At 41.9% G+C, this 23,578-nt stretch carries 18 protein-coding genes; 15 read left to right on the top strand and 3 right to left on the bottom strand.

Translation table 11 applies throughout. The features are described from left to right. Positions 1–16: 16 nt before the first annotated feature. Positions 17–1,840: an ATP-binding protein gene (locus PAARA_RS01975; RefSeq protein WP_062567396.1), complete on the bottom strand. Its 1,824-nt coding sequence runs from the start codon at positions 1,838–1,840 to the stop codon at positions 17–19. Between the two features lie 267 nt (positions 1,841–2,107). Between PAARA_RS01975 and PAARA_RS01970 the strand changes: the two genes are divergently transcribed. From PAARA_RS01970 to PAARA_RS01925, 11 genes are all read left to right on the top strand, one after another. Further along, entirely contained in the window at positions 2,108–5,833 is a 3,726-nt protein-coding gene (locus PAARA_RS01970) for a nitrate reductase subunit alpha (RefSeq protein WP_062567395.1), read from the top strand. 14 nt (positions 5,834–5,847) lie between these two features. Next, a complete protein-coding gene (narH, locus tag PAARA_RS01965; RefSeq protein ID WP_062567394.1) occupies positions 5,848–7,383 on the top strand; it encodes a nitrate reductase subunit beta in 1,536 nt (511 codons plus the stop codon). 3 nt (positions 7,384–7,386) lie between these two features. Next, positions 7,387–8,100 carry a nitrate reductase molybdenum cofactor assembly chaperone gene (gene narJ / locus PAARA_RS01960; protein WP_062567393.1) on the top strand — a complete coding sequence of 238 codons (714 nt, stop codon included), beginning with the start codon at positions 7,387–7,389 and terminating at the stop codon, positions 8,098–8,100. Between the two features lie 10 nt (positions 8,101–8,110). Beyond that, positions 8,111–8,794: a respiratory nitrate reductase subunit gamma gene (narI, locus tag PAARA_RS01955; protein ID WP_062567392.1), complete on the top strand. Its 684-nt coding sequence runs from the start codon at positions 8,111–8,113 to the stop codon at positions 8,792–8,794. A 45-nt stretch (positions 8,795–8,839) separates the two neighbouring features. Continuing rightward, positions 8,840–9,616: a peptidylprolyl isomerase gene (locus tag PAARA_RS01950; RefSeq protein ID WP_062567391.1), complete on the top strand. Its 777-nt coding sequence runs from the start codon at positions 8,840–8,842 to the stop codon at positions 9,614–9,616. 16 nt (positions 9,617–9,632) lie between these two features. Beyond that, positions 9,633–9,773: a hypothetical protein gene (locus PAARA_RS20490; protein WP_157066151.1), complete on the top strand. Its 141-nt coding sequence runs from the start codon at positions 9,633–9,635 to the stop codon at positions 9,771–9,773. 103 nt (positions 9,774–9,876) lie between these two features. Beyond that, on the top strand, positions 9,877–10,497 hold the full coding sequence (gene gmk / locus PAARA_RS01945) for a guanylate kinase (RefSeq protein ID WP_062567390.1): 621 nt from the start codon (positions 9,877–9,879) through the stop codon (positions 10,495–10,497). Between the two features lie 105 nt (positions 10,498–10,602). Continuing rightward, positions 10,603–10,878 (top strand): DNA-directed RNA polymerase subunit omega, encoded by a 276-nt coding sequence (rpoZ, locus tag PAARA_RS01940; protein ID WP_054554225.1) that lies wholly within the window; start codon positions 10,603–10,605, stop codon positions 10,876–10,878. A 130-nt stretch (positions 10,879–11,008) separates the two neighbouring features. Continuing rightward, a complete protein-coding gene (gene spoT / locus PAARA_RS01935) occupies positions 11,009–13,114 on the top strand; it encodes a bifunctional GTP diphosphokinase/guanosine-3',5'-bis pyrophosphate 3'-pyrophosphohydrolase (RefSeq protein ID WP_062567389.1) in 2,106 nt (701 codons plus the stop codon). Between the two features lie 11 nt (positions 13,115–13,125). Beyond that, complete coding sequence (locus PAARA_RS01930; protein ID WP_062567388.1) at positions 13,126–13,518, top strand: RidA family protein; 393 nt, start codon at positions 13,126–13,128, stop codon at positions 13,516–13,518. Between the two features lie 180 nt (positions 13,519–13,698). Further along, positions 13,699–15,303 (top strand): DUF342 domain-containing protein, encoded by a 1,605-nt coding sequence (locus PAARA_RS01925; protein WP_062567387.1) that lies wholly within the window; start codon positions 13,699–13,701, stop codon positions 15,301–15,303. A 39-nt stretch (positions 15,304–15,342) separates the two neighbouring features. Here PAARA_RS01925 and asnA read toward each other — a convergent pair whose 3' ends face one another. After that, positions 15,343–16,338 (bottom strand): aspartate--ammonia ligase, encoded by a 996-nt coding sequence (asnA, locus tag PAARA_RS01920; RefSeq protein ID WP_062567386.1) that lies wholly within the window; start codon positions 16,336–16,338, stop codon positions 15,343–15,345. A 188-nt stretch (positions 16,339–16,526) separates the two neighbouring features. Between asnA and asnC the strand changes: the two genes are divergently transcribed. From asnC to recG, 3 genes are read left to right on the top strand one after another with little or no spacing between them, the layout of a single operon-like run. Further along, positions 16,527–16,985: a transcriptional regulator AsnC gene (gene asnC / locus PAARA_RS01915; protein WP_062567385.1), complete on the top strand. Its 459-nt coding sequence runs from the start codon at positions 16,527–16,529 to the stop codon at positions 16,983–16,985. 54 nt (positions 16,986–17,039) lie between these two features. Beyond that, positions 17,040–17,756 carry a tRNA (guanosine(18)-2'-O)-methyltransferase TrmH gene (gene trmH / locus PAARA_RS01910; protein ID WP_062567384.1) on the top strand — a complete coding sequence of 239 codons (717 nt, stop codon included), beginning with the start codon at positions 17,040–17,042 and terminating at the stop codon, positions 17,754–17,756. A gap of 38 nt (positions 17,757–17,794) precedes the next feature. Next, complete coding sequence (gene recG / locus PAARA_RS01905) at positions 17,795–19,876, top strand: ATP-dependent DNA helicase RecG (RefSeq protein ID WP_062567383.1); 2,082 nt, start codon at positions 17,795–17,797, stop codon at positions 19,874–19,876. A gap of 68 nt (positions 19,877–19,944) precedes the next feature. On the opposite strand, the gene PAARA_RS01900 is transcribed toward recG, so the two are convergent. Beyond that, complete coding sequence (locus PAARA_RS01900) at positions 19,945–20,877, bottom strand: porin (protein ID WP_062567382.1); 933 nt, start codon at positions 20,875–20,877, stop codon at positions 19,945–19,947. 592 nt (positions 20,878–21,469) lie between these two features. Here PAARA_RS01900 and PAARA_RS01895 point away from each other — a divergent pair. After that, positions 21,470–23,575 carry a TonB-dependent siderophore receptor gene (locus PAARA_RS01895; RefSeq protein ID WP_062567381.1) on the top strand — a complete coding sequence of 702 codons (2,106 nt, stop codon included), beginning with the start codon at positions 21,470–21,472 and terminating at the stop codon, positions 23,573–23,575. The last annotated feature ends 3 nt before the right edge of the window (positions 23,576–23,578 follow it).

The following is a 23,578-nucleotide window of genomic DNA, read 5'->3' as shown; positions in this document are numbered from 1 at the left end:
TCCAAGGTCTTTTTAATCACTGATATGTGTCTTCACCTCCTTCAGGGTGAAAAATGAGCTTAACCTGTGTACCCCCCTTTTCTCTTGGCTGTACGGTTAATTCACCATTTAGCTGCTTAGCACGCTCTTGCATAATCGCCATTCCATAATGATTAAGCTTTTCAGATCCTTGGTTAATCCCAACTCCATCATCAGACACTGATAACTCAATTTGACCGTCGGCTAATTGCTTTAGACTAATCCATACATTTTTTCCATGCGAATGATGCACTGTGTTTTGGCTTGCTTCACGTGTGATCTGTAATAGGTGAATCTCTTCCATGGGTGATAAAGGCACTTGCTTTACTGCAAATTCTAAATGAAATGAAATAGCACTTTGCTCAGCTAACTGCTCCATGGTTTTTTTAAGAGACGCTTCAAGCCCATCTTCTACCATTTTTAAACGAAACGTGGTCAGTAACTCTCGCAGTTGTCGATAGGCTGATTCTAAGCCCATTTTAAGTTCATCAATAATCGGCTGCTGTAGTTCATATTGCTGCTTCTCTTGAGCTTTAGATAATCTGGTAACTTGTATTTTTAAATAAGAAAGTGCTTGCGCTAATGAGTCATGTAACTCTCTAGCAATCACTGTGCGCTCATGTAATAGCGCTATTCGACGATCTTTGTTTTGCTGGTCATCTAAGTTAAGCGATAATGCCACCTGGTCGGTTACAGATTGAACAAGCTGAAGCTGCCACGACTGTTCACTAAAATCACGCCCGCCTCGAACCACAACAACACCATAATGCTCACTTCCATAAACTAATGGAAAGCGTGTAACCGTTGGTTCATCCACCGACACAAAAGCAGCATTACCTTCACACCTTTTACAATTTTGCGCAGCACATAAACCTATTTGATCTTGGCTGGGTTTTATTTGCATATAAGGTCTATCACCACTGGCAGTCATCAAACAAAGTTCAATGTTTGGCACATCTATTAGCTGTGCCAGTTCATCAAACGTTTGTTGTAAATCATGCTTTTTTTCTCTTGTCTCTAAAAGAACACGTGCCGTCTTAAATAAAAAGGCGAGCGTTTGATTGTTAAGTTCTAACTTTTCAGTTTGCTGCTTTACGCGTAACTCAAGTTGGCCATACATCGATGCTATTGCCTCACAAGTATGATTCAATGTGGCCCCCATTAACGCAAGTTCATCATCCCCCTGTAAGTCGACATGGTGAGTGAAGTTACCTTTGCCGATAGCATAGGCTGCATGAGTCAGCTCAGCCAAAGGCTTTTCAACCCTCAAACTGATTAAATGCAACGTGAACATGCCCACCAGTAAAGTAATAAACAAAGCGCCGACTTGAATAGTGCGCAGTAATCTAATTTTGCTTTCTGCATCTATTTGCACTGCATAGACAAAATCATCCGCACTTTCAGCTAAAGCTTTAACGTATAAATTAAACTGTGTTTTGTTTTCGATAGGTAAATTAACTAAGGAGGGTTTTAGAAATTTCTGCCACTGGATAATGGTTTGTAACCATAATTCATTTAACTGCTCATCCTTTTGCAGCTTTTGAAAAATGGGATCTCTGAGTTTTTCTTCAAATATTGTAATGCGCTTATCAACTTCCTGTTTATTTCCTTCAAGGCCAAACATACCCAGTTGATACGATTCCATTCGTAAAGAGCCACTTAAATTAATTGCTTTTGCATCTAAGTCGGCTAACTCGGTGATCCAATACGATGCAAATAAGGTCGTAATAGCAAGACTAATAATCCCCACCAATGACCCTTTGATGTACACCATAACAGAGCCATTAAAGCGATTTTTTAGTTCATTTAGCCGAATACCCACAATGATTACCTACCTTTTATCAATTACAAAACCATAACGCTTGTATGTTATCAACACCAGTATTTTCACCCGAATAGGCGTCGGATTACACTACCCACTTGTAGGTATTTCCTTCATTTTCATTGACTTAAACACCATTGAGATATTGATCCTCATCAAGTTACTGTAGCGCTGAAACACTATATTTGATTTGCAATGTAGCTTTCTGCCGCTTCAAGGTGCCGAGTGATTGAGCGCTAAAGTTGAGCAGGATAGGAGAATAAGTAAATGAGCCATTTGTTGAATAAAATGCGCTTTTTCAAGACTAACAAGCAAAGCTTTGCGGGTGGTCACGGTGTAACAACTGATGAAAATCGCGATTGGGAAGACGGCTATCGTCGTCGCTGGCAGCATGACAAAATTGTACGCTCTACACATGGTGTAAACTGTACCGGTTCATGCAGTTGGAAAATTTATGTAAAAGACGGACTCGTTACTTGGGAAACCCAACAAACAGACTACCCTCGAACTCGTCCTGATTTACCAAATCATGAACCTCGTGGCTGTCCTCGCGGTGCCAGCTACTCGTGGTATATATACAGCGCTAACCGATTAAAATACCCTAAGGTCCGTCAGGCGTTATTGAAACTGTGGCGCGAAGCTAAGCAAGTCCATAGTGATCCTGTTAAAGCATGGGAATCAATCGTCACCGACCCTGCTAAAACAAAGAGCTATAAATCAAAACGTGGTTTGGGTGGCTTGATCCGCGCTAAATGGGATGAAGTAAACGAGATCATCGCAGCGTCTAATGTTTATACAGCAAAAACCTACGGTCCAGACCGTATCATGGGATTCTCACCTATTCCGGCAATGAGTATGGTTAGTTACGCAGCAGGTTCGCGTTATTTATCATTGATTGGTGGTAACTGCTTAAGCTTTTATGACTGGTATTGTGATTTACCACCAGCATCACCACAAATTTGGGGTGAACAAACAGACGTTCCAGAATCAGCTGATTGGTATAACTCAAATTATATTATTGCTTGGGGCTCTAATGTTCCACAAACACGTACTCCTGATGCCCACTTTTTCACAGAAGTACGTTACAAAGGCACCAAAACGGTTGTTATTACTTCTGACTACTCTGAATGCTCTAAATTATCAGATATATGGTTGTCGCCAAAACAAGGAACCGACGCTGCTCTGGCAATGGCGTTTGGACATGTCATTCTAAAAGAATTCCATATTGATAAACCAAGTAGTTATTTTACCGACTACGTTCGCCGCTACACCGATATGCCTATGCTTGTCGTGTTGGATAAAACCGACAAAGGCTACACACAAGGGGCATTCTTACGTGCTGCTGACTTGGCTGATAACTTAGGCCAAGACAACAACCCGAAATGGAAAACCATTGGTCTTGATGAAACCAGCAATGAACTTGTTTCACCGACCGGTGCAATTGGTTATCGCTGGGGTGAAAAAGGCAAATGGAATATTGAACAACGTGATGGTAAAAATGGCAGCGATATTAAGTTAGCGCTCAGCTTAAAAGATCACTCAGATAAAGTTGAATCAGTCTTATTCCCTTACTTCGGTAGCCAAGCCCATGAACTGGGATACTTCCAACATACTGAACATGACGATATTCAAGTTCGTAAAGTCCCTGTTAAAACAATTACCCTCAAAGATGGTAGCGAAGCACTGGTTGCCACCGTATTTGATTTAATGGTTGCGCATTACGGTGTGGATAACGGCTTGAACGACCCTGCAGTTGCAACATCGCTTTATGACAATGTGCCTTATACCCCAGCATGGCAAGAACAAATCACAGGTGTAAAAGCTGATCATGTCATTCAAGTGGCTCGTGAGTTTGCTGATAACGCAGACAAAACCCGTGGCCGCAGTATGGTCATTGTCGGTGCAGGGCTTAACCACTGGTACAACATGGATATGAACTACCGTGGTTTAATCAACATGTTGATGATGTGTGGCTGTGTAGGTCAATCTGGTGGTGGCTGGGCTCACTATGTTGGACAAGAAAAGTTACGTCCACAATGTGGTTGGTTACCGCTTGCATTTGGTTTAGATTGGCAACGCCCACCGCGCCAAATGAACGGTACATCTTTCTTTTATAACCACTCTGATCAATGGCGCTACGAAAAACTTGAAATGACCGAAGTACTGTCTCCTTTAGCAAATAAAGAGCATTGGACAGGTTCAATCATTGATTACAATACACGTGCAGAACGCATGGGCTGGTTACCTTCTGCCCCGCAACTTGGCATGAACCCACTGCAACTGTGTAAAGATGCAGAAAAAGCAGGATTGTCAGCGAAAGATTATGCGGTGCAGCAACTTAAATCTGGCGATTTAGACTTTGCCTGTGAAGACCCTGATAACCCTAAAAACTTCCCACGTAACATGTTTATTTGGCGCTCTAATTTACTGGGTTCATCGGGTAAAGGCCATGAATATATGCTACGCCACTTCCTTGGCACTAAGCACGGCTTGCAAGGTAAAGATCTTGGCGAAAGCGGAGACAAAAAACCTGAGGACGTAGTCTGGCATGATGATGCACCAGAGGGCAAAGTTGATTTATGGGTCACCCTAGATTTTCGTATGTCAACGACCTGTTTGTATTCTGATATCGTACTACCAACCGCAACGTGGTATGAAAAAGATGATATGAATACATCCGACATGCACCCATTCATTCACCCTCTTTCAAAAGCGGTTGATCCAGTGTGGGAATCACGTTCAGATTGGGATATTTTTAAAGGTATTGCGAAAAAATTCTCAGCGTTATGCGAAGGTCACTTGGGTGTTGAAAAAGACTTAGTAACATCGCCACTCATGCACGACACGCCAAGCGAGTTAGCCCAACCCGACGGCATAAACATGTGGTGGAAAGGCGAATGCGATCTGATCCCAGGTGTTACAGCACCCAACATGATTGAAGTTGAGCGTGACTATCCAAATACCTACAACCGCTTTACCTCACTTGGGCCACTGCTCGAGAAACTCGGTAATGGGGGTAAAGGCATTAGTTGGAACACAGACCAAGAAGTGAAGTTTTTAGGTGAGTTGAATTACACGCATACCAGCGAAGGCCCACAAAAAGGTCGCCCGAAAATAGACACTGCAATTGATGCCGCAGAAGTGATTTTAAGCCTTGCTCCTGAAACCAATGGGCATGTTGCTGTTAAAGCATGGCAAGCACTGGGGGAATTTACGGGTCGCGATCATACACATCTAGCAACTCCTAAAGAAGATGAGAAAATTCGCTTTAGAGATATTCAAGCACAGCCACGTAAAATCATCAGCTCGCCAACATGGTCAGGGCTTGAAGATGAGCATGTGTCTTATAACGCAGGCTATACCAATGTGCATGAACTGATCCCTTGGCGCACAGTTACCGGCCGTCAACAATTTTACCAAGATCACCAGTGGATGCGTGACTTCGGTGAAACTATGGTGTCGTATAAACCGCCTGTAAACTTAAAAACGACTCAACCATTACTGGATAAAAAACCGAATGGTAATAAAGAGTTAGTTTTAAACTGGATTACGCCACACCAAAAATGGGGCATTCACTCAACCTATTCAGACAACCTACTTATGCTGACATTAAGCCGTGGCGGTCCAATTGTTTGGATCAGTGAAACGGATGCAAAAGAGGCTGATATCAAAGATAACGATTGGATCGAAATCTTTAATGTGAATGGTGCCATTGCCGCACGTGCCGTCGTATCACAGCGTGTACCACAAGGTATGAGCATGATGTACCACGCACAAGAGCGCATTGTAAACACACCAGGCTCTGAGGTATCAGGAACCCGAGGCGGTATTCATAACTCAGTTACCCGCGCCATCATGAAACCAACCCATATGATTGGGGGTTATGCACAGCAGTCATACGGCTTTAACTACTACGGAACTGTGGGCTGTAATCGTGATGAGTTTGTAATTGTCCGTAAGATGGACAAGCTTGATTGGCTAGATAACGAGTAACCGAGGATAAAATTATGAAAGTACGTGCACAAATTGGCATGGTCCTAAATTTAGATAAATGCATCGGTTGCCATACCTGTTCAATCACTTGTAAGAATGTATGGACTAGCCGAGAAGGTGTTGAATACGCTTGGTTTAACAACGTAGAGACCAAACCGGGTATTGGTTATCCGAAAGAATGGGAAAACCAGAGCAAATGGAATGGTGGCTGGAAACGCAACAGTAAAGGCGTATTAGAGCCCAAACAAGGTAATAAGCGCCGTTTATTAGCTAATATTTTTGCTAATCCAGATTTGCCCGAAATTGATGATTACTACGAGCCGTTTGATTTTGATTATCAACATCTGCATAACGCACCTGATAGCAAGCACCAACCGGTTGCTCGCCCTCGCTCGTTAATTACGGGTCAGCGCATGGAGAAAATCAATTGGGGACCTAACTGGGAAGAAATTCTCGGTACTGAGTTCTCAGAGCGTAAAAAAGATAAAAACTTTGATGACGTGGTACAAAAAGACATTTATGGGCAGTTTGAAAAAACCTTCATGATGTATTTGCCACGACTGTGTGAGCACTGCATCAATCCTGCCTGTGTTGCTAGCTGCCCTTCTGGTGCAATTTATAAACGCGAAGAAGATGGCATTGTGTTAATTGACCAAGACAAATGCCGTGGCTGGCGGATGTGTGTATCAGGTTGTCCGTATAAGAAAATTTACTACAACTGGAAATCGGGTAAATCAGAGAAATGTATTTTCTGTTTCCCTCGAATCGAAGCAGGTCAACCGACAGTGTGTGCTGAAACCTGTGTAGGTCGAATTCGTTACTTAGGCGTCCTACTCTACGATGCAGACCGCATAGAAGAAGTTGCCAGTGTAGCGAATGAGCAAGACTTATACCCTGCACAGCTCAGTATGTTCTTAGATCCGAACGATCCTGAGGTCATTGAAGCAGCACGTAAAGAAGGGATCCCTGAAAATTGGTTAGAGTCAGCACGTCAATCTCCTGTCTATAAAATGGCAATAGACTGGAAAGTAGCACTGCCTCTGCACCCTGAATACAGAACCTTGCCAATGGTTTGGTATATCCCCCCCTTGTCACCGATTCAATCAGCAACAGAGGCCGGTCATGTTGGTATGAATGGCGTTATTCCTGACTTGAAATCATTACGTATCCCGATGCGCTACCTCGCCAACTTGCTAACTGCAGGTGATGAGAAACCGGTTGTTCGAGCACTTGAACGTATGATTGCAATGCGCGCTTTCAAACGCTCGCAACAAGTCGATGGTGTTGAAGATCTCGACGTACTTCAGCAAGTTGGACTAAGCGCTGACCAAGTTGAGCAAATGTATCGTTATATGGCGATTGCCAATTACGAAGACCGCTTTGTGATACCAACCAGTCATAAGTCATATGCTGAGAATGCCTATGATATCAAAAATGGCTGTGGTTTTAGCTTTGGTAATGGCTGTAGCGATGGTAACAACGGGGTGAACTTATTTGGCGCGAAAAAAGCCACTGTGAAACAGATCATCCCTGTTGAGATCAAGGAGTAAGTTATGCAAGTTTTAAGTGTATTTTCTCATTTACTTGATTATCCAACTCCTGAGCTTATACAAGCGAAAGATGAGCTAATCAGTACCCTTAAACAAAGTTCACTCACAGAACAAAATCAACGTGCTGTCTGTGCTTTTATCACTTCACAATGTGAAAAAGACATACTCGACTGGCAAGCCGAGTATGACGGATTGTTTGAACGTGGACGCGCGCTTGGTCTGTGGCTTTTTGAACATGTTCACGGCGAAAGCCGTGACCGTGGTCAAGCTATGGTCGACTTAGTAGAGCAATACAAACAGGCCGGTTTAGCGTTAAGTCAAAATGAACTACCTGACTACATCCCCCTGTTTTTAGAGTTCTTAGCAACCCAAGGCGAAGCAAATGCGCAGTCTTGGCTGGTCGAAGTAGATCATATTTTTGGCCTGCTACTATGCCGTCTTGAAAAACGAGAAAGTGACTACTCATTACTGTTTTCAAGCCTGTTAGAGCTTGCCCAGAGTGATTTAGATCTCGATGCATTACGCAAGCAAATTAACGGTGAAAAACGCGACGATACGAAACAAGCCATTGATAAAGAGTGGGAAGAAGAAGCCATAACTTTTGGTGCACAAGATGCCACCAACTGCCCGAGCTCAGTCAATCGCCCTGACGAATCTCAGCGCAAAGATCAATATGTTCCAGTTAGCTGGACTGACTTTAATCAAGAAGCCAGTTAAGGAGTTCATCATGAATTATTTAAACACCTTTTTCTTTGGGATTTATCCCTATATCGCCTTAGCCGTGTTTGTTATTGGCTCGGTAATACGTTACGACCGAGAGCAATACACATGGAAAACAGGTTCAAGCCAACTACTTGAAAGCAAAAAACTCAAGCAAGGCAGCCGCGCATTTCATATTGGTATCATTATGGTATTGCTCGGTCACTTTGTAGGCTTACTGACACCAGCAGAAATCTGGCATGTGTTTGGTATTGAGGCGGGTCACAAGCAACTCATTGCCATGACACTCGGTGGTGTGTTTGGTTTGATTTGTTTTTACGGTCTCACTATTTTAATCAAACGCCGTCTATTTGAACCGCGTATTAGAGCCACCAGCAGCAATATGGATATTGCAATTTTACTGCTGTTATACGTGCAATTAATTTTAGGTTTATTATCAATTTTTGTCTCAGCAAACCATTTAGACGGTGCAGAAATGCTGTTACTAATGAGCTGGGCACAAAACATTGTGACCTTTGATTTAACCGAAGCCACTGCAGCAATTACACAAGTTCATTGGATTTATAAACTGCATGTTGCACTCGGCATGACATTATTTGTGGTATTCCCATTTAGTCGTTTAGTTCATATTGCCAGCGTACCAGTACAATACTTAAGCCGTAACTACCAAGTGGTTCGTAGCAAATCTTAACCAGATCATGCCCTGTTTCGACAGGGCATCCCTCGCGAGGTCGATATGATTAACGTTAATAAACATACTATTAGCGAAACACAAATTCTTAATGAAATGCAGTATCACCCAGCCGACGATCATCGCGCTGCGATGGTAGAGGCTGCACAAAGTTTGATCATTGGCGAATTGTTACAGCAACGCGCGCAATTGCTCAACATCAACCTAGAGACGCACAATTCAGAGAGTGACGAACAACAACAAAATAAATTGCTCGAAAAACTCATCGCAGCAGAAGTGCAATTACCCCGTGCCAGTGCGACTGAGTGCGAACATTATTATCAACAAAATAAAACAAAATTCACCACTCCCCCACTGATTGCAGCAAAACATATTTTACTTGCAGCACCAAGTAGTGATGAGAAGGCGCGCAGCAATGCGCTTAATCAAGCTGAAAGCCTACTAAGTGCACTCTCTGAAGGCGCTTCTTTTAGTGAGCTTGCACAGCAATATTCAAAATGTGATTCGGCTCAATTAGGTGGCCAACTTGGTCAAATAACAAAAGGACAAACCGTCAGTGAGTTTGAACGTCAAGTATTCAGTGCCGAGGTTGGCTTAATTGCTCACCCTATTGAAACCCGCTTTGGTTATCACCTTGTTTATGTTGACCATAAAGAGCCTGGGCTACAACTGCCTTTTGAAGCCGTGAAGTCACGTATTGAGGACTACCTGAATAAAAAAGTAGAGCGCAAAGCCATAGCACAATATATCCAACTATTAATTGCTGACGCCGATATTGAAGGCTTCGACTTTAATGTCAGCAGCAGTCCGCTTGTACAATAAAATAAAGGAGAAACATATGAGTTGTTGCGGAGCCTGCGGTGGGCAAGACACGACTAAACCAACGGAACAAACCAACACCCCGAGTGAGCAAGCTACATCTGATACTACAAAGCACAAAGGTGAGGAGCAGGCAGTCCCTGAAAATAAAGATGAGTAATTCCTGAAACTTGAGCACTTTTAGCGAAATAAAGTACAATAGATAAATTAAAGGCTTGGATTAGCAATAGTCCGAGCCTATTTATTTTCAATAGAGACAGATCATGGCGCAAACTCGCGGAAATTTATTTATCTTATCGGCCCCTTCAGGTGCAGGTAAATCAAGCTTAATTAGTGCATTACTAAACAAACACAGCGATATGAAGGTATCGGTTTCACACACAACGCGTTCAACTCGCCCTGGTGAAGAAAACGGTGTGCATTATCATTTTGTGTCGGTTGAGGAATTTAAAGCACTGATTGACAAGAATGATTTCTTTGAATGGGCGCAAGTTTTCGATAATTATTACGGCACCTCTAAAAAAGCCATTGAAACTCAGCTCGACGCTGGCATTGATGTATTTTTAGATATCGATTGGCAAGGTGCTCAGCAAATCCGCAACTTAGTGGATGATGTTGAAACCATCTTCATTCTTCCGCCGTCTAAAGAAGAGCTTGAATCACGTTTAAATAATCGTGGTCAAGACTCTGCCGAGGTAATTGCTGGCAGAATGGCAAAGGCACAATCAGAAACATCACACTATAATGAATATGATTATGTGATTGTGAATGATGACTTTGATATTGCGCTTGCTGAAATCGAAACAATTGTCATGGCAAAACGTTTGTCACTCAAAAGCCAAACTATTCGCCATCAAGAATTATTGAACGCCTTACTTAAATAATACAATTTTAGGTAATAAAGATAAAAATTAACCACAAGCTATTGGCGAATGTAACTTGGTACAGTAAACTACGCCTTTGCTTAAAAATTTATTTGGAGTGCTAAGATGGCTCGCGTAACTGTTGAAGATGCAGTAGATGCAATTGGTAATCGTTTTGACTTAATTTTAGTTGCGGCTCGTCGTGCCCGCCAAATCGCAGTAGGTGGTAAAGATCCACTTGTTGATGCTGAAAATGACAAACCGACAGTCATTGCTTTACGTGAAATTGAAAAAGGGTTAGTTGACAGCTCTTCAATGGACTTAATTGACCGTGAAGAACAACAACACCAAGAAGCCGCTGAAATGGCTGCTGTTGCTGCTATCGTTGGTGGTAACCAATAATCAAGCTCCCCGCTTTGATTTCGCTATACGGCTAGTATTTCTGCACTAGCCGTTGGCAAGCCCTTCTTTTCATCGTATATTCTATTCATACCGTTACCGATTTACTTCATTAGCGCATTGGAGTGTGACTTTGTATCTTTTTGAAGGTCTAAAAAAGAAAATTTCCGAATATTTGTCGCCTGCTGATATAGAGCTGGTACAAAAAGCCTACGTGGTAGCTCGTGAAGCCCACGAGGGGCAAACTCGCTCAAGCGGCGAGCCCTACATTACCCACCCCGTCGAAGTGACACAAATTCTTGCTGGCATGCATTTAGATCACGAAACACTCATGGCAGCCCTGATGCATGATGTGATTGAAGATACCGATTTTAGTCAACAAGACTTAGCCGAAATATTTGGTGATACTGTCGCCGAACTAGTAGAAGGGGTAAGTAAGCTCGATAAGCTCAGCTTTAAAGATAAAAAAGAATTCCAAGCTGAAAATTACCGCAAAATGATTATGGCCATGACTCAAGATATTCGTGTTATCTTGATCAAGCTTGCTGACCGAACACATAATATGCGCACTTTAGGCGCACTTCGTCCCGACAAACGCCGTCGTATTGCCCGCGAAACACTCGAAATTTATGCGCCAATCGCTAACCGTTTAGGTATTCATGATATTAAAAATGAACTGGAAGATTTAGGCTTTCAGGCACTCTACCCAATGCGTCATCGCGCTTTAAAATCTGAAGTGGTTAAAGCTCGCGGTAATCGAAAAGAAGTCATCAGTAACATCAAAAGTGAAATTGAAGCACGCTTAGAAGAAGCAGGTATCGACGCCACTATTTCAGGTCGCGAAAAACACCTCTACAGCATTTACAAAAAAATGCTTAATAAAGAGCTGTCGTTTAATGAAGTGATGGATATTTATGCGTTTCGCATTAACGTAGACAGCATGGATACCTGTTATCGCGTGTTAGGTGTTGCTCATAACCTTTACAAGCCAATCGAAACCCGCTTTAAAGATTACATTGCGGTGCCAAAAACCAATGGTTATCAATCACTTCATACTTCATTAGTTGGCCCACACGGTATTCCTGTTGAGATTCAAATTCGTACCCACGACATGGATCATATGGCCGACAAAGGGGTTGCCGCTCATTGGATGTATAAAAAAGCCGGTGATAGCGCAGGCCATACCGCACAGCAACGTGCACGCCAATGGATGCAAAGTTTACTGGAGCTTCAGCAAAGTGCAGGCTCGTCTTTTGAGTTTGTTGAAAACGTTAAAACAGAGCTATTCCCTGAAGAAATTTATGTATTTACTCCAGATGGCCGAATAGTAGAGCTGCCTATGGGCGCAACGGCTGTTGACTTTGCTTATGCGGTTCATACTGATGTTGGTAATACCTGTGTTGGAGCTCGCGTAAACCGTAAGCCTCACCCACTGAGCAAAGCGCTTGATACGGGTCAAACCGTGGAAGTGATAACCAGCTCAGGCGCACACCCTAATGCAACATGGCTAAATTTTGTCGTCACTGGAAAAGCGCGCCTTGGTATTCGCAATTACCTTAAGAGCCAACAACACGAAGAAGCAATGTTACTTGGCCGTCGATTACTGGATTCAGCCCTTGGCGAACATAAACTGGATGATATTCCAGACGAGAACATTCAACGCGTGCTAACAGAGCATGAGCTAAATACTGTTCTAGAGTTACTTGTTGAAATTGGTTCTGGCAATCTAATGAGTGTACTTATCGCAAAACGTCTAGTACAAGAAGAAACCGACGACTTAAACGATATCGCGAAAAAAGCAAAAGCAACCATCATTGGTACCGAAGGCATGTTAGTTAACTACTCTAAATGCTGTCGCCCTGTACCTGGAGATGCTATCACAGCTCATATCAGCCAAGGTAAAGGCCTTACCGTTCACCGCCAAGAATGTAAAAACATTCGTGGTTGGGAGAAAGAGCGCTCTAAATACTTGGTCGTGAAATGGGATGACAACCCAGAAAAAGAATACATTGCAGCCCTTAGGATTGAGATAATTAATCATCAGGGTGCACTCGCTAAACTTACCAATGTTGTGGCTTCAACCCAAGCAAACATTGTCGAGATAGCAACCGACGAAAAAGAAAGTAATTTATACATGATAGACTTAGGCATTACAGTGAAAAATCGTGTTCACGTTGCCAACATCATGCGCCGCATTCGTGTGATGCCTGATGTACAGCGAGTCTATCGTAAAAAGTAACAAGGATAATCATGAACAAATCTTTTATTTCTACTGATAATGCACCTGCTGCAATTGGCACTTACAGCCAAGCTGTTAAAGTAGGCACAGCCGTTTATTTATCAGGCCAAATTCCACTTGTACCAGAAACAATGGAAGTGGTTTCAGAAGACTTTACTGAGCAAACTCATCAAGTATTCAAAAACTTAACGGCTGTATGTGAAGCTGCCGGCGGCCAAATTCAAGACATGGTTAAAGTTAATATCTTCTTAACTGACCTATCTAATTTCGCGATTGTTAATGACGTGATGAGCCAATACTTCAAGCAACCTTACCCTGCCCGTGCTGCAATTGGCGTTCGTGCATTACCTAAAGGTGTACAAGTTGAGATTGATGGCATCATGGAGTTACCTTCTACAAACTAATCGCCACTTTTGATCTTTCGTGCCAGCTGTTTTTACAGCTGGCACTTTATTATAAAAATCCCCCTATCTCTCAGCCGAAACTCTTGACTCAAAAGCAATTCTCTAGCAATCTGTGTTAATAATTCTAGTTTTAAATAGAAATATATACCTTTAGCTATCACAGTATAAAAGGATCTCCACGTGTTTAAGCTGGCTCATAACGGAAACATCTTATTGGATGTTCATGAACACTCACCACCTAGTGCTGCCTTTATTATTGAGGCACTAGAAAAGTCGTCTTTCTGTGAATGCAGAGTGGATCATGATGCCATCAACAACTTTTTCAAAACCGATATGAAAGAGCGTACGCTTGTTGTTGCTTCAAAGCATGATGCAAGCCTCGAAATAACACTCAGTGATGACAAAATGCTAGCTACAGGCGAGTTAACCCTTGCCGAAGGTGGCACAATCATGAGCCTAGAAAACGCCAAAAAAGAGTTAATCAAAGCAGGTGTCGCACGTGGTTATAAACAAGCCTACCTAGAAAAGTTATTACAACAACAACTTGAGCTTCCCGCAGGTGAAAAGGTAAAAGGTGTCGTAGCAAAAGGCCGTTTACCTGTTGATGGACAACCATCTAAACTAGTACCACAAGTTGAAACATTAAAAGACCGATTGAAAAAGCCAACTCTGCGCGAAGACGGCACCGTTGATATGCGCGACTTTGGTAAATTAGCCAGCGTTGAACCAGGTGTATTATTGGTAAAACAAATCCCCGCGACCCCAGGTAAAGAGGGATTTACCGTCACTGGTGATGTGCTACCTGCAAAAGCAGGTGAAAGCAGCGCACTTGTTGCAGGCGAAGGCACAGAGATTTCAAAAAATAATCCGCTAGAATTAGTTTCGGCAATTTCAGGCGTGCCCGTGGATATTGCTAACGGCATGCGTGTCGATGATATTTTCACCATTGCTGACGTAAACGTTAAAAGTGGTCATGTTGATTTTGAAGGAAGTGTTATTGTCACTCACAATGTCGAACCTGGCATGCGTATAAATGCCAAAGGTGATATTACAGTGATGGGAACAGTTGAATCAGGTCACCTATCTGCCATTGGCGATATAACCATTAAGCAAGGTGTGATTGGTCATCAGCTCGATGATAAAACGCTATCATGCAATATTATTAGTCAAGGTGATATTCACTTATCACACGGCCAATATAGTTACCTAGAAGCCAATAATATTATTATAGAGCGCCAATCGAGTCACTGTATTATGAAAGCCAAAAAGCTGTTGCAAGTTGGTCAAGAAGATAACCCACAAGGTAAGTTATTTGGCGGAGAAATCCTCGATGCGCAAATCATTCTTGCTGGTGAAATTGGCAACGAATCAGGGGCTAAAATGGTTGTAAACCTCGCTGCATCAGGCGCCGATGTCACAGCAGAAACCGACCAATGTTTAAAAGACCTCGCGCAAACAGACTCTCAGCTTGATACATTACAAGAAGCCATTGAAAAAGCAGATCAAGTCAAAGATGCTGAAAAGAAAAAGCTGCTACTCGCAAAAATAGGCGCAACACAAACTCATTATTGTCAACAAGCCGAACAGTTAGAGAAAAAGCTATCAAGCTTAGAACATCATCTGCATGACTTACTCGAAGATGCCGAATTGGTCGTGAATAAAGCGCTTCACTCAGGAGTCGAAATACATATTTTCGACAAAGTATTACGCACAAATCGCCAATACCCGCCTTGTAAAGTGAAGCTGGAAGAAAATAAAATCGAAGTTGAGTTCAAAACAAGTTAAAAAGAGGCCTAAAGCCTCTTTTTAACTTAAAGCATTAATTTAAAGAATACCGTCAACCTGCTGCTTCAATTGCTCTGGCCATACACCCACTTGTACCTGACCAATATGCTGTTTTTGTAACAACAACATCGCTAAACGTGACTGACCAATCCCACCACCAATTGTTTGTGGAAATTTTTTCGCTAACAATGCTTTATGCCAATCAAACTCAAGGCGTGCTTGGTCACCTGTAATTGCCAACTGTGTGGCCAATGCATCAGGGCTTACACGAATACCCATTGATGATATTTCGAATGCATCTTCAAGTACTGGGTTCCAAACTAGAATGTCGCCATTTAAACCGGCAAATTTACTACAGGTTTTAGTAGACCAGTCGTCATAATCGGGGGCACGCACATCATGGATTTTCCCATCGGCAAGTGCGCCACCGATACCAATTAGAAATACTGCACCATATTCTTGAGCGACTGCCTTTTCACGCTGTTTTGCGGTGAAATCGGGATACATTTGTCGTAATTGTTCACTGTGCACAAAAGTAATTTGCTCTGGTAAGAACGGTGTTAAACCAAACTCACTGGCAACAAAGCGCTCTGTTGATTTTATTGCTTGATAAATTGATGTGACGGTTTCTTTGAGCTTATCTAAAGTGCGCTCAGTGCTCTCACAGATAACTTTCTCCCAATCCCACTGATCCACATACACTGAATGAATTGGGCTTAATGATTCTTCATCAGGACGAAGCGCTTTCATATGCGTGTAAAGGCCTTCACCTACAGAGAAGTCATGATCTGCAAGTGTTTTTCTTTTCCACTTCGCAAGTGAGTGCACCACTTCAAATTGACTGCTAGGAATCGTTTTCACCGCTACCGACACAGCATTTTCAGTACCGCTTAAGTTATCTTGTATACCATCACCGACTTTAGCCAAAATTGGCGCTTGCACTTCAACAAGCCCTAATTGTTGTTCTAGTTGGCTTGAAAAGAACTGTTTTACTTTGCTTATTTGCTGCTGTTGCTTTAGGTAGTGTGAACTCATAATAATTGGCCTCATTCCCAGTTATTGTTACTTGCTTAATAGAGAACTGAAATCTCTTCGTTAAAACAATCCTCAACTAAATAAAGGTTATTTTCAATAACCATCAATAAAAAGAACTTAACATTGAAATTTTCATAAAAATAATGCTATAAAATTTATTGATTCAATAATTAACACTGAAAAATACGATGGAAAATTATCAAATCGACAATCTCGATAAAAACATCCTTAATGCCTTAATGGAAAATGCGCGCACAGCGTATGCAGAATTAGCTAAACGCTTTGCTGTAAGTGCTGGCACAATTCATGTCAGAGTCGAAAAGATGAAACAAGCTGGCATCATTACGGGCACTCAGGTAAGCATTAATGCAAAGCAACTCGGTTACGATGTATGCTGTTTTATCGGTATCAACCTTAATAATGCCCGCGATTACCCGCAAACTTTATTACATTTAAAAGAGTTAGAAGAAGTGGTTGAAGCCTACTACACCACAGGCAACTACAGTATATTTATCAAAGTGATGGCACGCTCTATTGATCACCTACAAGATGTGTTAATTAATAAGATTCAAGCAATCGAGGCAATTCAATCCACCGAAACACTGATCTCCTTACAAAATCCAATTAGTAGAGCGGTAGTGCCTTAGCACTATACTGCGTATAATCAGCACCAATTAGAATCTGCCAACGAGCACATAACTATGGATACAACTCGCTTTGAGCGTGTGAAGCGCGTATTAGATCGCCGTCAAACAGACCTAACCGTTTGCTTAGAAGAAGTACACAAGCATCATAATTTGTCGGCCATTGCCCGCACAGCTGACGCTACAGGCTGTCATCATGTGCATGCTGTGTGGCCTGATAATCAAAAGTGGCTCACCAATAATACCTCTGGTGGGAGTAAGAATTGGCTCGACACTCACTTACACCGCAATATTGATGATGCTGTTGCTATGATGAGAGCTCATAACCCCGATGTGCAAATTTTGGCAACCAATTTAACTGATGATGCCGTTGATTTTCGTGAAATAGATTACACCAAACCAACAGCTGTGATTGTTGGACAAGAACGTGATGGCATTTCACCTCGTGCGCTTGAACATGCAGATAAGAACATCATTATTCCTATGCAGGGTATGGTGCAATCGCTGAATGTTTCTGTCGCAGCGGCACTTATTTTGTTTGAAGCACAACGCCAACGCGAAGAAGCGGGCTTATATAACCGCAATATGCTCGATGAAAAAGTGAAGCACCGTATTTTGTTTGAAGGTTGCCATCCCATTATTGCTGAGCAATGCCGCGAAAAAGCGCTTCCCTACCCTGCCCTTGATGAAAATGGTGAAATCGTTGCTGATGACATCTTTTGGCACACGTTAAAGCACACGCAAACGCTTGAAGCCACTGACGAGTGCAAGTAAACTGAAAAAAGTCTACTAATTAATAATTTGAGTCACCTTTGAGTCATCCTAGCTTAGCACACTATCCCATTACTGAATTAAAAGGCGTTGGCCCTAAAATGGCCGAGCGTCTTGCTAAGCTGGGAATAAACACAGTGCAAGATATGCTGTTTCATTTACCTCATCGCTACGAAGACCGCACGCGTATCCATGCCATATGTGACTTACAGCCTCACAGTCATGTCAGCATTGAAGCCACGGTTGAAACAAGCCAAATAACATTTGGTAAGCGCCGTATGTTGGTATGCCAAGTGAATGATGGCACGGGTCGCTTAACGCTGCGTTTTTTTAACTTTAATGCGGCACAAAAAAATGCGCTGAGTGCGGGTAAAATCATACGCTGTTTTGGCGAAATACGCCGTGGGCGGGTTGGTTTTGAAATGACTCACCCTGAATATAGTTTGTCAGACACTGCGTCAGAGCAACCAACAAACACAACCCTGACACCGGTTTATCCTGTCACAGAAGGGCTGAAGCAGCTGTCTATTCGCGCTTTAAGTGATCAAGCGCTCAACTTATTAGCAAAATATCCAGTTGAAGAGTTATTGCCAGAACAATTTCAACCAACTGGCATGCGTTTAAGTGATGCACTTTTAACATTGCACCGCCCACAAAATGATGTTGATTTAACGGCACTGGAGCAAGGCTTTCATCCTGCACAGCAACGACTAGTCTTTGAAGAGTTACTGGCACAAAACATCAGCTTATTAAAACTTCGTCAAAAAGGTCAAAGTGTCAAAGCGGTCGCCTTAACACCGCATAATCAACTAGAACAACAGTTTTTAACACAGCTCCCTTTTAGCCCAACTAATGCGCAAAGTCGGGTGGTTGCAGAAATCAAAGGGGACTTACAGCATCCCTTCCCAATGATGAGATTAGTGCAAGGAGATGTTGGTTCAGGTAAAACATTAGTCGCAGCACTGAGCGCTTTAACAGCGATTAGTGAAGGTTACCAAGTAGCTTTAATGGCACCAACTGAGATTTTATCAGAACAACATGGCATCAACTTTAGCCAATGGTTTAAAGAACTCGGTATTGAAGTCGCTTGGCTTGGAGGTAAAAGCAAAGGTAAAGAGCGCACCGTCACACTCGAAAAAATAGCCTCTGGCGAAGCACAAATGATCGTAGGTACGCATGCGCTATTTCAAGATCAGGTTGAGTTTAATAACCTTGTTTTAATTATTATTGATGAGCAACACCGCTTTGGTGTGCACCAGCGCTTATCACTGCGTGAAAAAGGTCGCTTTGGTGATTGCTACCCACATCAACTCGTTATGACCGCCACACCTATTCCCCGCACTTTAGCGATGACAGCTTATGCAGATTTAGAAACCTCCATCATAGACGAACTTCCCCCTGGTCGAACGCCTATTACGACAGTTGCAATCCCCGATACTCGCCGTGATGAAATTATTCAACGGGTCAAAACAGCCTGCCAAGAGCAAGGCCGTCAAGTATATTGGGTTTGCACCTTAATCGATGAATCGGAAGTACTGCAATGTCAAGCAGCTGAAGATAGCGCCGAGCAATTAAAAAATGCACTTCCTGAATTGCAGGTGGGCTTAGTACATGGCCGTATGAAAGCCGCAGAAAAACAAGCCATTATGAGCGAGTTTAAAGCGGGTAATATTCACGTATTAGTTGCAACGACAGTGATTGAAGTGGGTGTTGATGTGCCCAATGCGAGCCTGATTATTATTGAAAACCCAGAACGATTAGGGCTTGCACAACTCCACCAGCTGCGCGGCCGTGTTGGTCGTGGTGCAACTGCATCACACTGTGTTTTACTTTATCATGCCCCGCTCTCTGCAACAGCGCAAAAACGTTTAGGAGTGCTACGTGAAAGCAATGATGGCTTTGTTATCGCCGAAAGAGACCTCGAAATTCGCGGTCCAGGTGAAGTACTTGGCACAAAACAAACAGGCTTAGCTGATTTTAAAATCGCTGACTTGAGCCGTGATAAACAAACCTTAACACAAGTACGCCCAATCGCATTTAAAATGCTTGAGCAATTCCCCACACAAAGTGAAAAGCTTATTCAACGTTGGCTTGCTGGCAAGTCCGACTACGCCTTAGCGTAATACAGATAATATAAAAAAAGCCCAGCAGATGCTGGGCTAACAAGTAAGGGAGTTATTCCTTTAGAGGATTAAAACTTGTACTCAATACCAACACCTAAGTAGTCTTGATCAACTTGGTTGTCAGTATCAAATGTTGAGTAGAAACCAAATACCTTGGTGTTTTTGCTTAGCTTGTGATCAACACCTGCTGAAATAGCTGTTTTCTTGTCGCCTTCATCAAAGTCAATGACTTGATATTGAACTTTAAATGTATTGCTATTCATTTGATAAGCCGCATTCACTAAATAGCCGTCAGCCTCTGCACTACCATCTACTTTTTCTTGTGTTTGGTACATTGCGCCTAGTTTGAAGTCGCCAACTTTACCTTGCACTGTCGCACGAACAATATCGTAGCCTTTCACTTCACTGTCTGCTGCAACAGAAGCGTATATTTTGCTTTCTTTAAGTTTAGCGTCACCATACGTCAGTGCTACTGAGTAACCATCATCAGCATCTACATCATCTTCCGCGATGTAAGTCGCTAATACTTTGAAACCACTAAAATCATTTGATGCATAAGAGATAGAATCACCTAAACGATTCTCACCTTTGAATACGTTTTTAATATCACCTTCAAGGTCATTAAATAAATCAATTTTACCTTGAGATTGCTTCATTGCAGTGTCATTACGACCAATTACAACTTGACCAAAGCCACCTTTAACACCTACATATTGGTTACGTGCAGTAATGTTGTCATCGTTATCGCCTTTAGAATCAGCATCAGAGACATCAACACCAAACTCAAATTTGTATACAGCTTCTAAGCCTTCAGTTAGCTTCTCAGAGCCTTTTAAGCCAAAACGTGAGTTATTGCTTTTAATTTCAGTAAAAGACCCTTCGCCATCATCTGATGATTGAACAGTCACGTTGGCTTTACCATATAAATCTACATCAGCTAGTGCAGAAAAAGATAAACCACCAAATAAAGCTAGGAATAAGCTAGACTTTGCAAATTTCATGTCGTTTCCTCAATAATCGCAACAAAAAACACATACTCGTGTTTGATTGAGCGCAGTGTGCCAGTGAAAAATGACAGAAAGATGACAGTTGAAATAAAAACGTCAATTTATATTCATAAAAGGTAATTATTTTTGTAATTAAAATATATTTTTAAAAACACCTGTTGGTTATAAAATGAGAGAGTCTGTGGCATGTGTTGGACTTTTTTAAAAACTTTACTGCATCACAACCTTTATCAGTTCATGATAGAAGCAATACGAGTAGTTTAAACAAAGATAAATGCTTGCTATATCACAACTTCATTTACAGTCATTTACAATAACTTTATAGCTAAAAATGTAATAATATAACAATGCGTGAGCTAGCTAATAATATGCTTTTGTTCACTTAATACTTGCTAGTAAAGGTGATCTCCGCCAGCCATAATAAGCGCTCATTTTTTATTATCCCTATTCCCAAAACAAAAAACAAACACAATAAAATGATAACTATTATCACTTCCAATTAAAATTTAAACATGCTTTATTGGCTATGTTATAACATTTAACAAAACAATAATTACTTACACTACTTAAATTCTGGTTGGAAAAAATGAAAAGGTCTGTTCTAACAGTAAGTGTTCTTACTGGTTTATTTTCAATGCAATCATTTGCAACTCAAACTATTGAAAAACTTGAAGTTCAAGGTACGCGTACACCACTTTATAGTACCCGAGATGTAAATGCCTCGGCACTAGGAATCAAAGATCCTCAGTTTTTACCTATTTCTATTCAATCTTTTTCTGAAGAGTTAATAACAAATCAAAGAGTAAAAACGTTGAGCGAAGTGCTTGCCAATGATGCATCTGTACAAAATACGGCTATCGGCACAGTATTTGATTTTGTCAGCCTGAGGGGCTTTCAACTCGATTGGACAAATGGTCTAAGACGAGATGGCCTTGCTCTTGCTCCTTATCAGGATGTGCCACTGGAGAACATTCAACGAATCGATATTATTAAAGGTCCATCAAGCTTAGTCTCAGGTTTTAACAACCCTGGCGGCACGATTAACTACGTAACGAAGCGCCCAACGATGGACTCCTTTTTAGATATCACGACAGAATTTCGTAGTCGTGCGGGCCGTTATATTCATGTAGATTTTGGTGGTCCTTTAGTTAATGAGCAAACTTTTGGTTATCGTATCAACGCCGCAGCAGAAAAAAATGGCGATTTTACTGGTGGTGACGACCTAGAAAGGTACTTTTTTAGCGCAGCTCTAGACTGGCAACTGTCTGATCGTATTTTTATTCGCTTAGATGGCGACTATCAAGACAAAAGCACTGTATCACAACCACTTATTGGTTTAGCACGTGACCCAAATGATGATAGCCGTTCCGTGCTCCCACCTTATGTAGATACGAGTGAAGTATTACTTGGCCAACCTTGGGCAAAATATAAAACCGAGTCCTTCAATATAGCGGCGCGAGTGGATTTTTGGCTCAATGATAACTGGCAGTGGGTTAACCAAGTCGCACTTTCGGGGAATGATCGGTTCACTATTTTTCCTGATATATATTCAGTTGATTTAGAAGGAAATGTTCTATCAGCAAGTATTCAAGTAACGCCAAATGAAACCTATGATACGGTTTCTGCCCACAGCTTCTTTACAGGGCAACTTGTTACTGCAGGCATTGAACATGAACTCGTTGTCGGCGCAAGTATTCGTGACTACCAATCTAAAGATGGTCGCTGGTTTGAGTTAGACAATCCTGTTGGTAACATATTTAACCCTATACATGTAAGTAAACCAGTCTTCCCAGAATACCCCGACCCAACAACAACCGATACAACCGAAAGCTCATTTTTCATTACCGATACCCTGCATTTTAATGATGTATTTTATGCGACTCTAGGGCTGCGTCATATTCAATATAAAAAAGATCAAACCGCACCAAACCAAGCTAAATCAAGATTAGATGATCGCACCTTCAACACACCTATCATTGGCTTAAATTATAACCCGAACGATCAACTCGCTTTTTATGCCAGTTACTCTGAAGGTGCTGGAGAAGGTGGCGTAGCAGTAATTGGCAGTGGAGCAATTAACGAGGGTGAATCGTTAGGGCCACAAGAAAGTGAACAAATAGAAGCCGGTATAAAATACCAAACTGACTCAATGAACTATTCCGTTGCAGTATTCGAAATTGAAAAAATGCTGGAATACCATAACCATATCACCAATTACTTTGTACAAGACGGGACTCAATCTCACAAAGGTATCGAACTTAATGCCAGCGGCTCGTTTATTGAAGGCCTATCAACTGTTGCTTCGATAACATTTATGGACCCTAGTTTGGATGAGCTTGATGGTGAACCTGCACTCAATGGTAATCGTCCTGCAAATGTTCCTAAATTCCAAGCAAATCTATTTTTAGATTATCAACTCCCTTTCTTAGAAAACCTAAGTGTAAATGCAGGCATGTTTCATGTGGGTGAACGGGAACAAAATGTTAATAACAATTTGAACCTTCCGGCTTATACACGCTTTGATTTAGGTGCCAAATATCACTTTAGTGATTTTAACACCACACTGCGAATTAAGGCCGAAAACCTATTTGATAAAGAGTACTGGCTGTCTGGCGGTGCTAAAGGCATAGATTGGGGCGTCGCGCCAGGTCGCGGCCGGACACTTATTGCATCATTAAGCGTCAGCTTTTAAGGA

Origin of the sequence: Pseudoalteromonas arabiensis (assembly GCF_001550155.1) — a bacterium.
GTDB classification, from domain to species: domain Bacteria; phylum Pseudomonadota; class Gammaproteobacteria; order Enterobacterales; family Alteromonadaceae; genus Pseudoalteromonas; species Pseudoalteromonas arabiensis.
This window is presented reverse-complemented; position numbering and strand designations above follow the sequence as displayed.

What these genes read in the sequence shown, in the direction of transcription:
- narJ (WP_062567393.1), top strand. Translation starts at nt 7,387, where the DNA reads ATGCAAGTTTTAAGTGTATTTTCTCATTTACTTGATTATCCAACTCCT.
- narH (WP_062567394.1), top strand. Translation starts at nt 5,848, where the DNA reads ATGAAAGTACGTGCACAAATTGGCATGGTCCTAAATTTAGATAAATGC.
- PAARA_RS01970 (WP_062567395.1), top strand. Translation starts at nt 2,108, where the DNA reads ATGAGCCATTTGTTGAATAAAATGCGCTTTTTCAAGACTAACAAGCAA.
- rpoZ (WP_054554225.1), top strand. Translation starts at nt 10,603, where the DNA reads ATGGCTCGCGTAACTGTTGAAGATGCAGTAGATGCAATTGGTAATCGT.
- PAARA_RS20490 (WP_157066151.1), top strand. Translation starts at nt 9,633, where the DNA reads ATGAGTTGTTGCGGAGCCTGCGGTGGGCAAGACACGACTAAACCAACG.
- narI (WP_062567392.1), top strand. Translation starts at nt 8,111, where the DNA reads ATGAATTATTTAAACACCTTTTTCTTTGGGATTTATCCCTATATCGCC.
- PAARA_RS01950 (WP_062567391.1), top strand. Translation starts at nt 8,840, where the DNA reads ATGATTAACGTTAATAAACATACTATTAGCGAAACACAAATTCTTAAT.
- asnC (WP_062567385.1), top strand. Translation starts at nt 16,527, where the DNA reads ATGGAAAATTATCAAATCGACAATCTCGATAAAAACATCCTTAATGCC.
- trmH (WP_062567384.1), top strand. Translation starts at nt 17,040, where the DNA reads ATGGATACAACTCGCTTTGAGCGTGTGAAGCGCGTATTAGATCGCCGT.
- PAARA_RS01930 (WP_062567388.1), top strand. Translation starts at nt 13,126, where the DNA reads ATGAACAAATCTTTTATTTCTACTGATAATGCACCTGCTGCAATTGGC.
- PAARA_RS01900 (WP_062567382.1), bottom strand. Translation starts at nt 20,877, where the DNA reads ATGAAATTTGCAAAGTCTAGCTTATTCCTAGCTTTATTTGGTGGTTTA.
- asnA (WP_062567386.1), bottom strand. Translation starts at nt 16,338, where the DNA reads ATGAGTTCACACTACCTAAAGCAACAGCAGCAAATAAGCAAAGTAAAA.
- gmk (WP_062567390.1), top strand. Translation starts at nt 9,877, where the DNA reads ATGGCGCAAACTCGCGGAAATTTATTTATCTTATCGGCCCCTTCAGGT.
- PAARA_RS01895 (WP_062567381.1), top strand. Translation starts at nt 21,470, where the DNA reads ATGAAAAGGTCTGTTCTAACAGTAAGTGTTCTTACTGGTTTATTTTCA.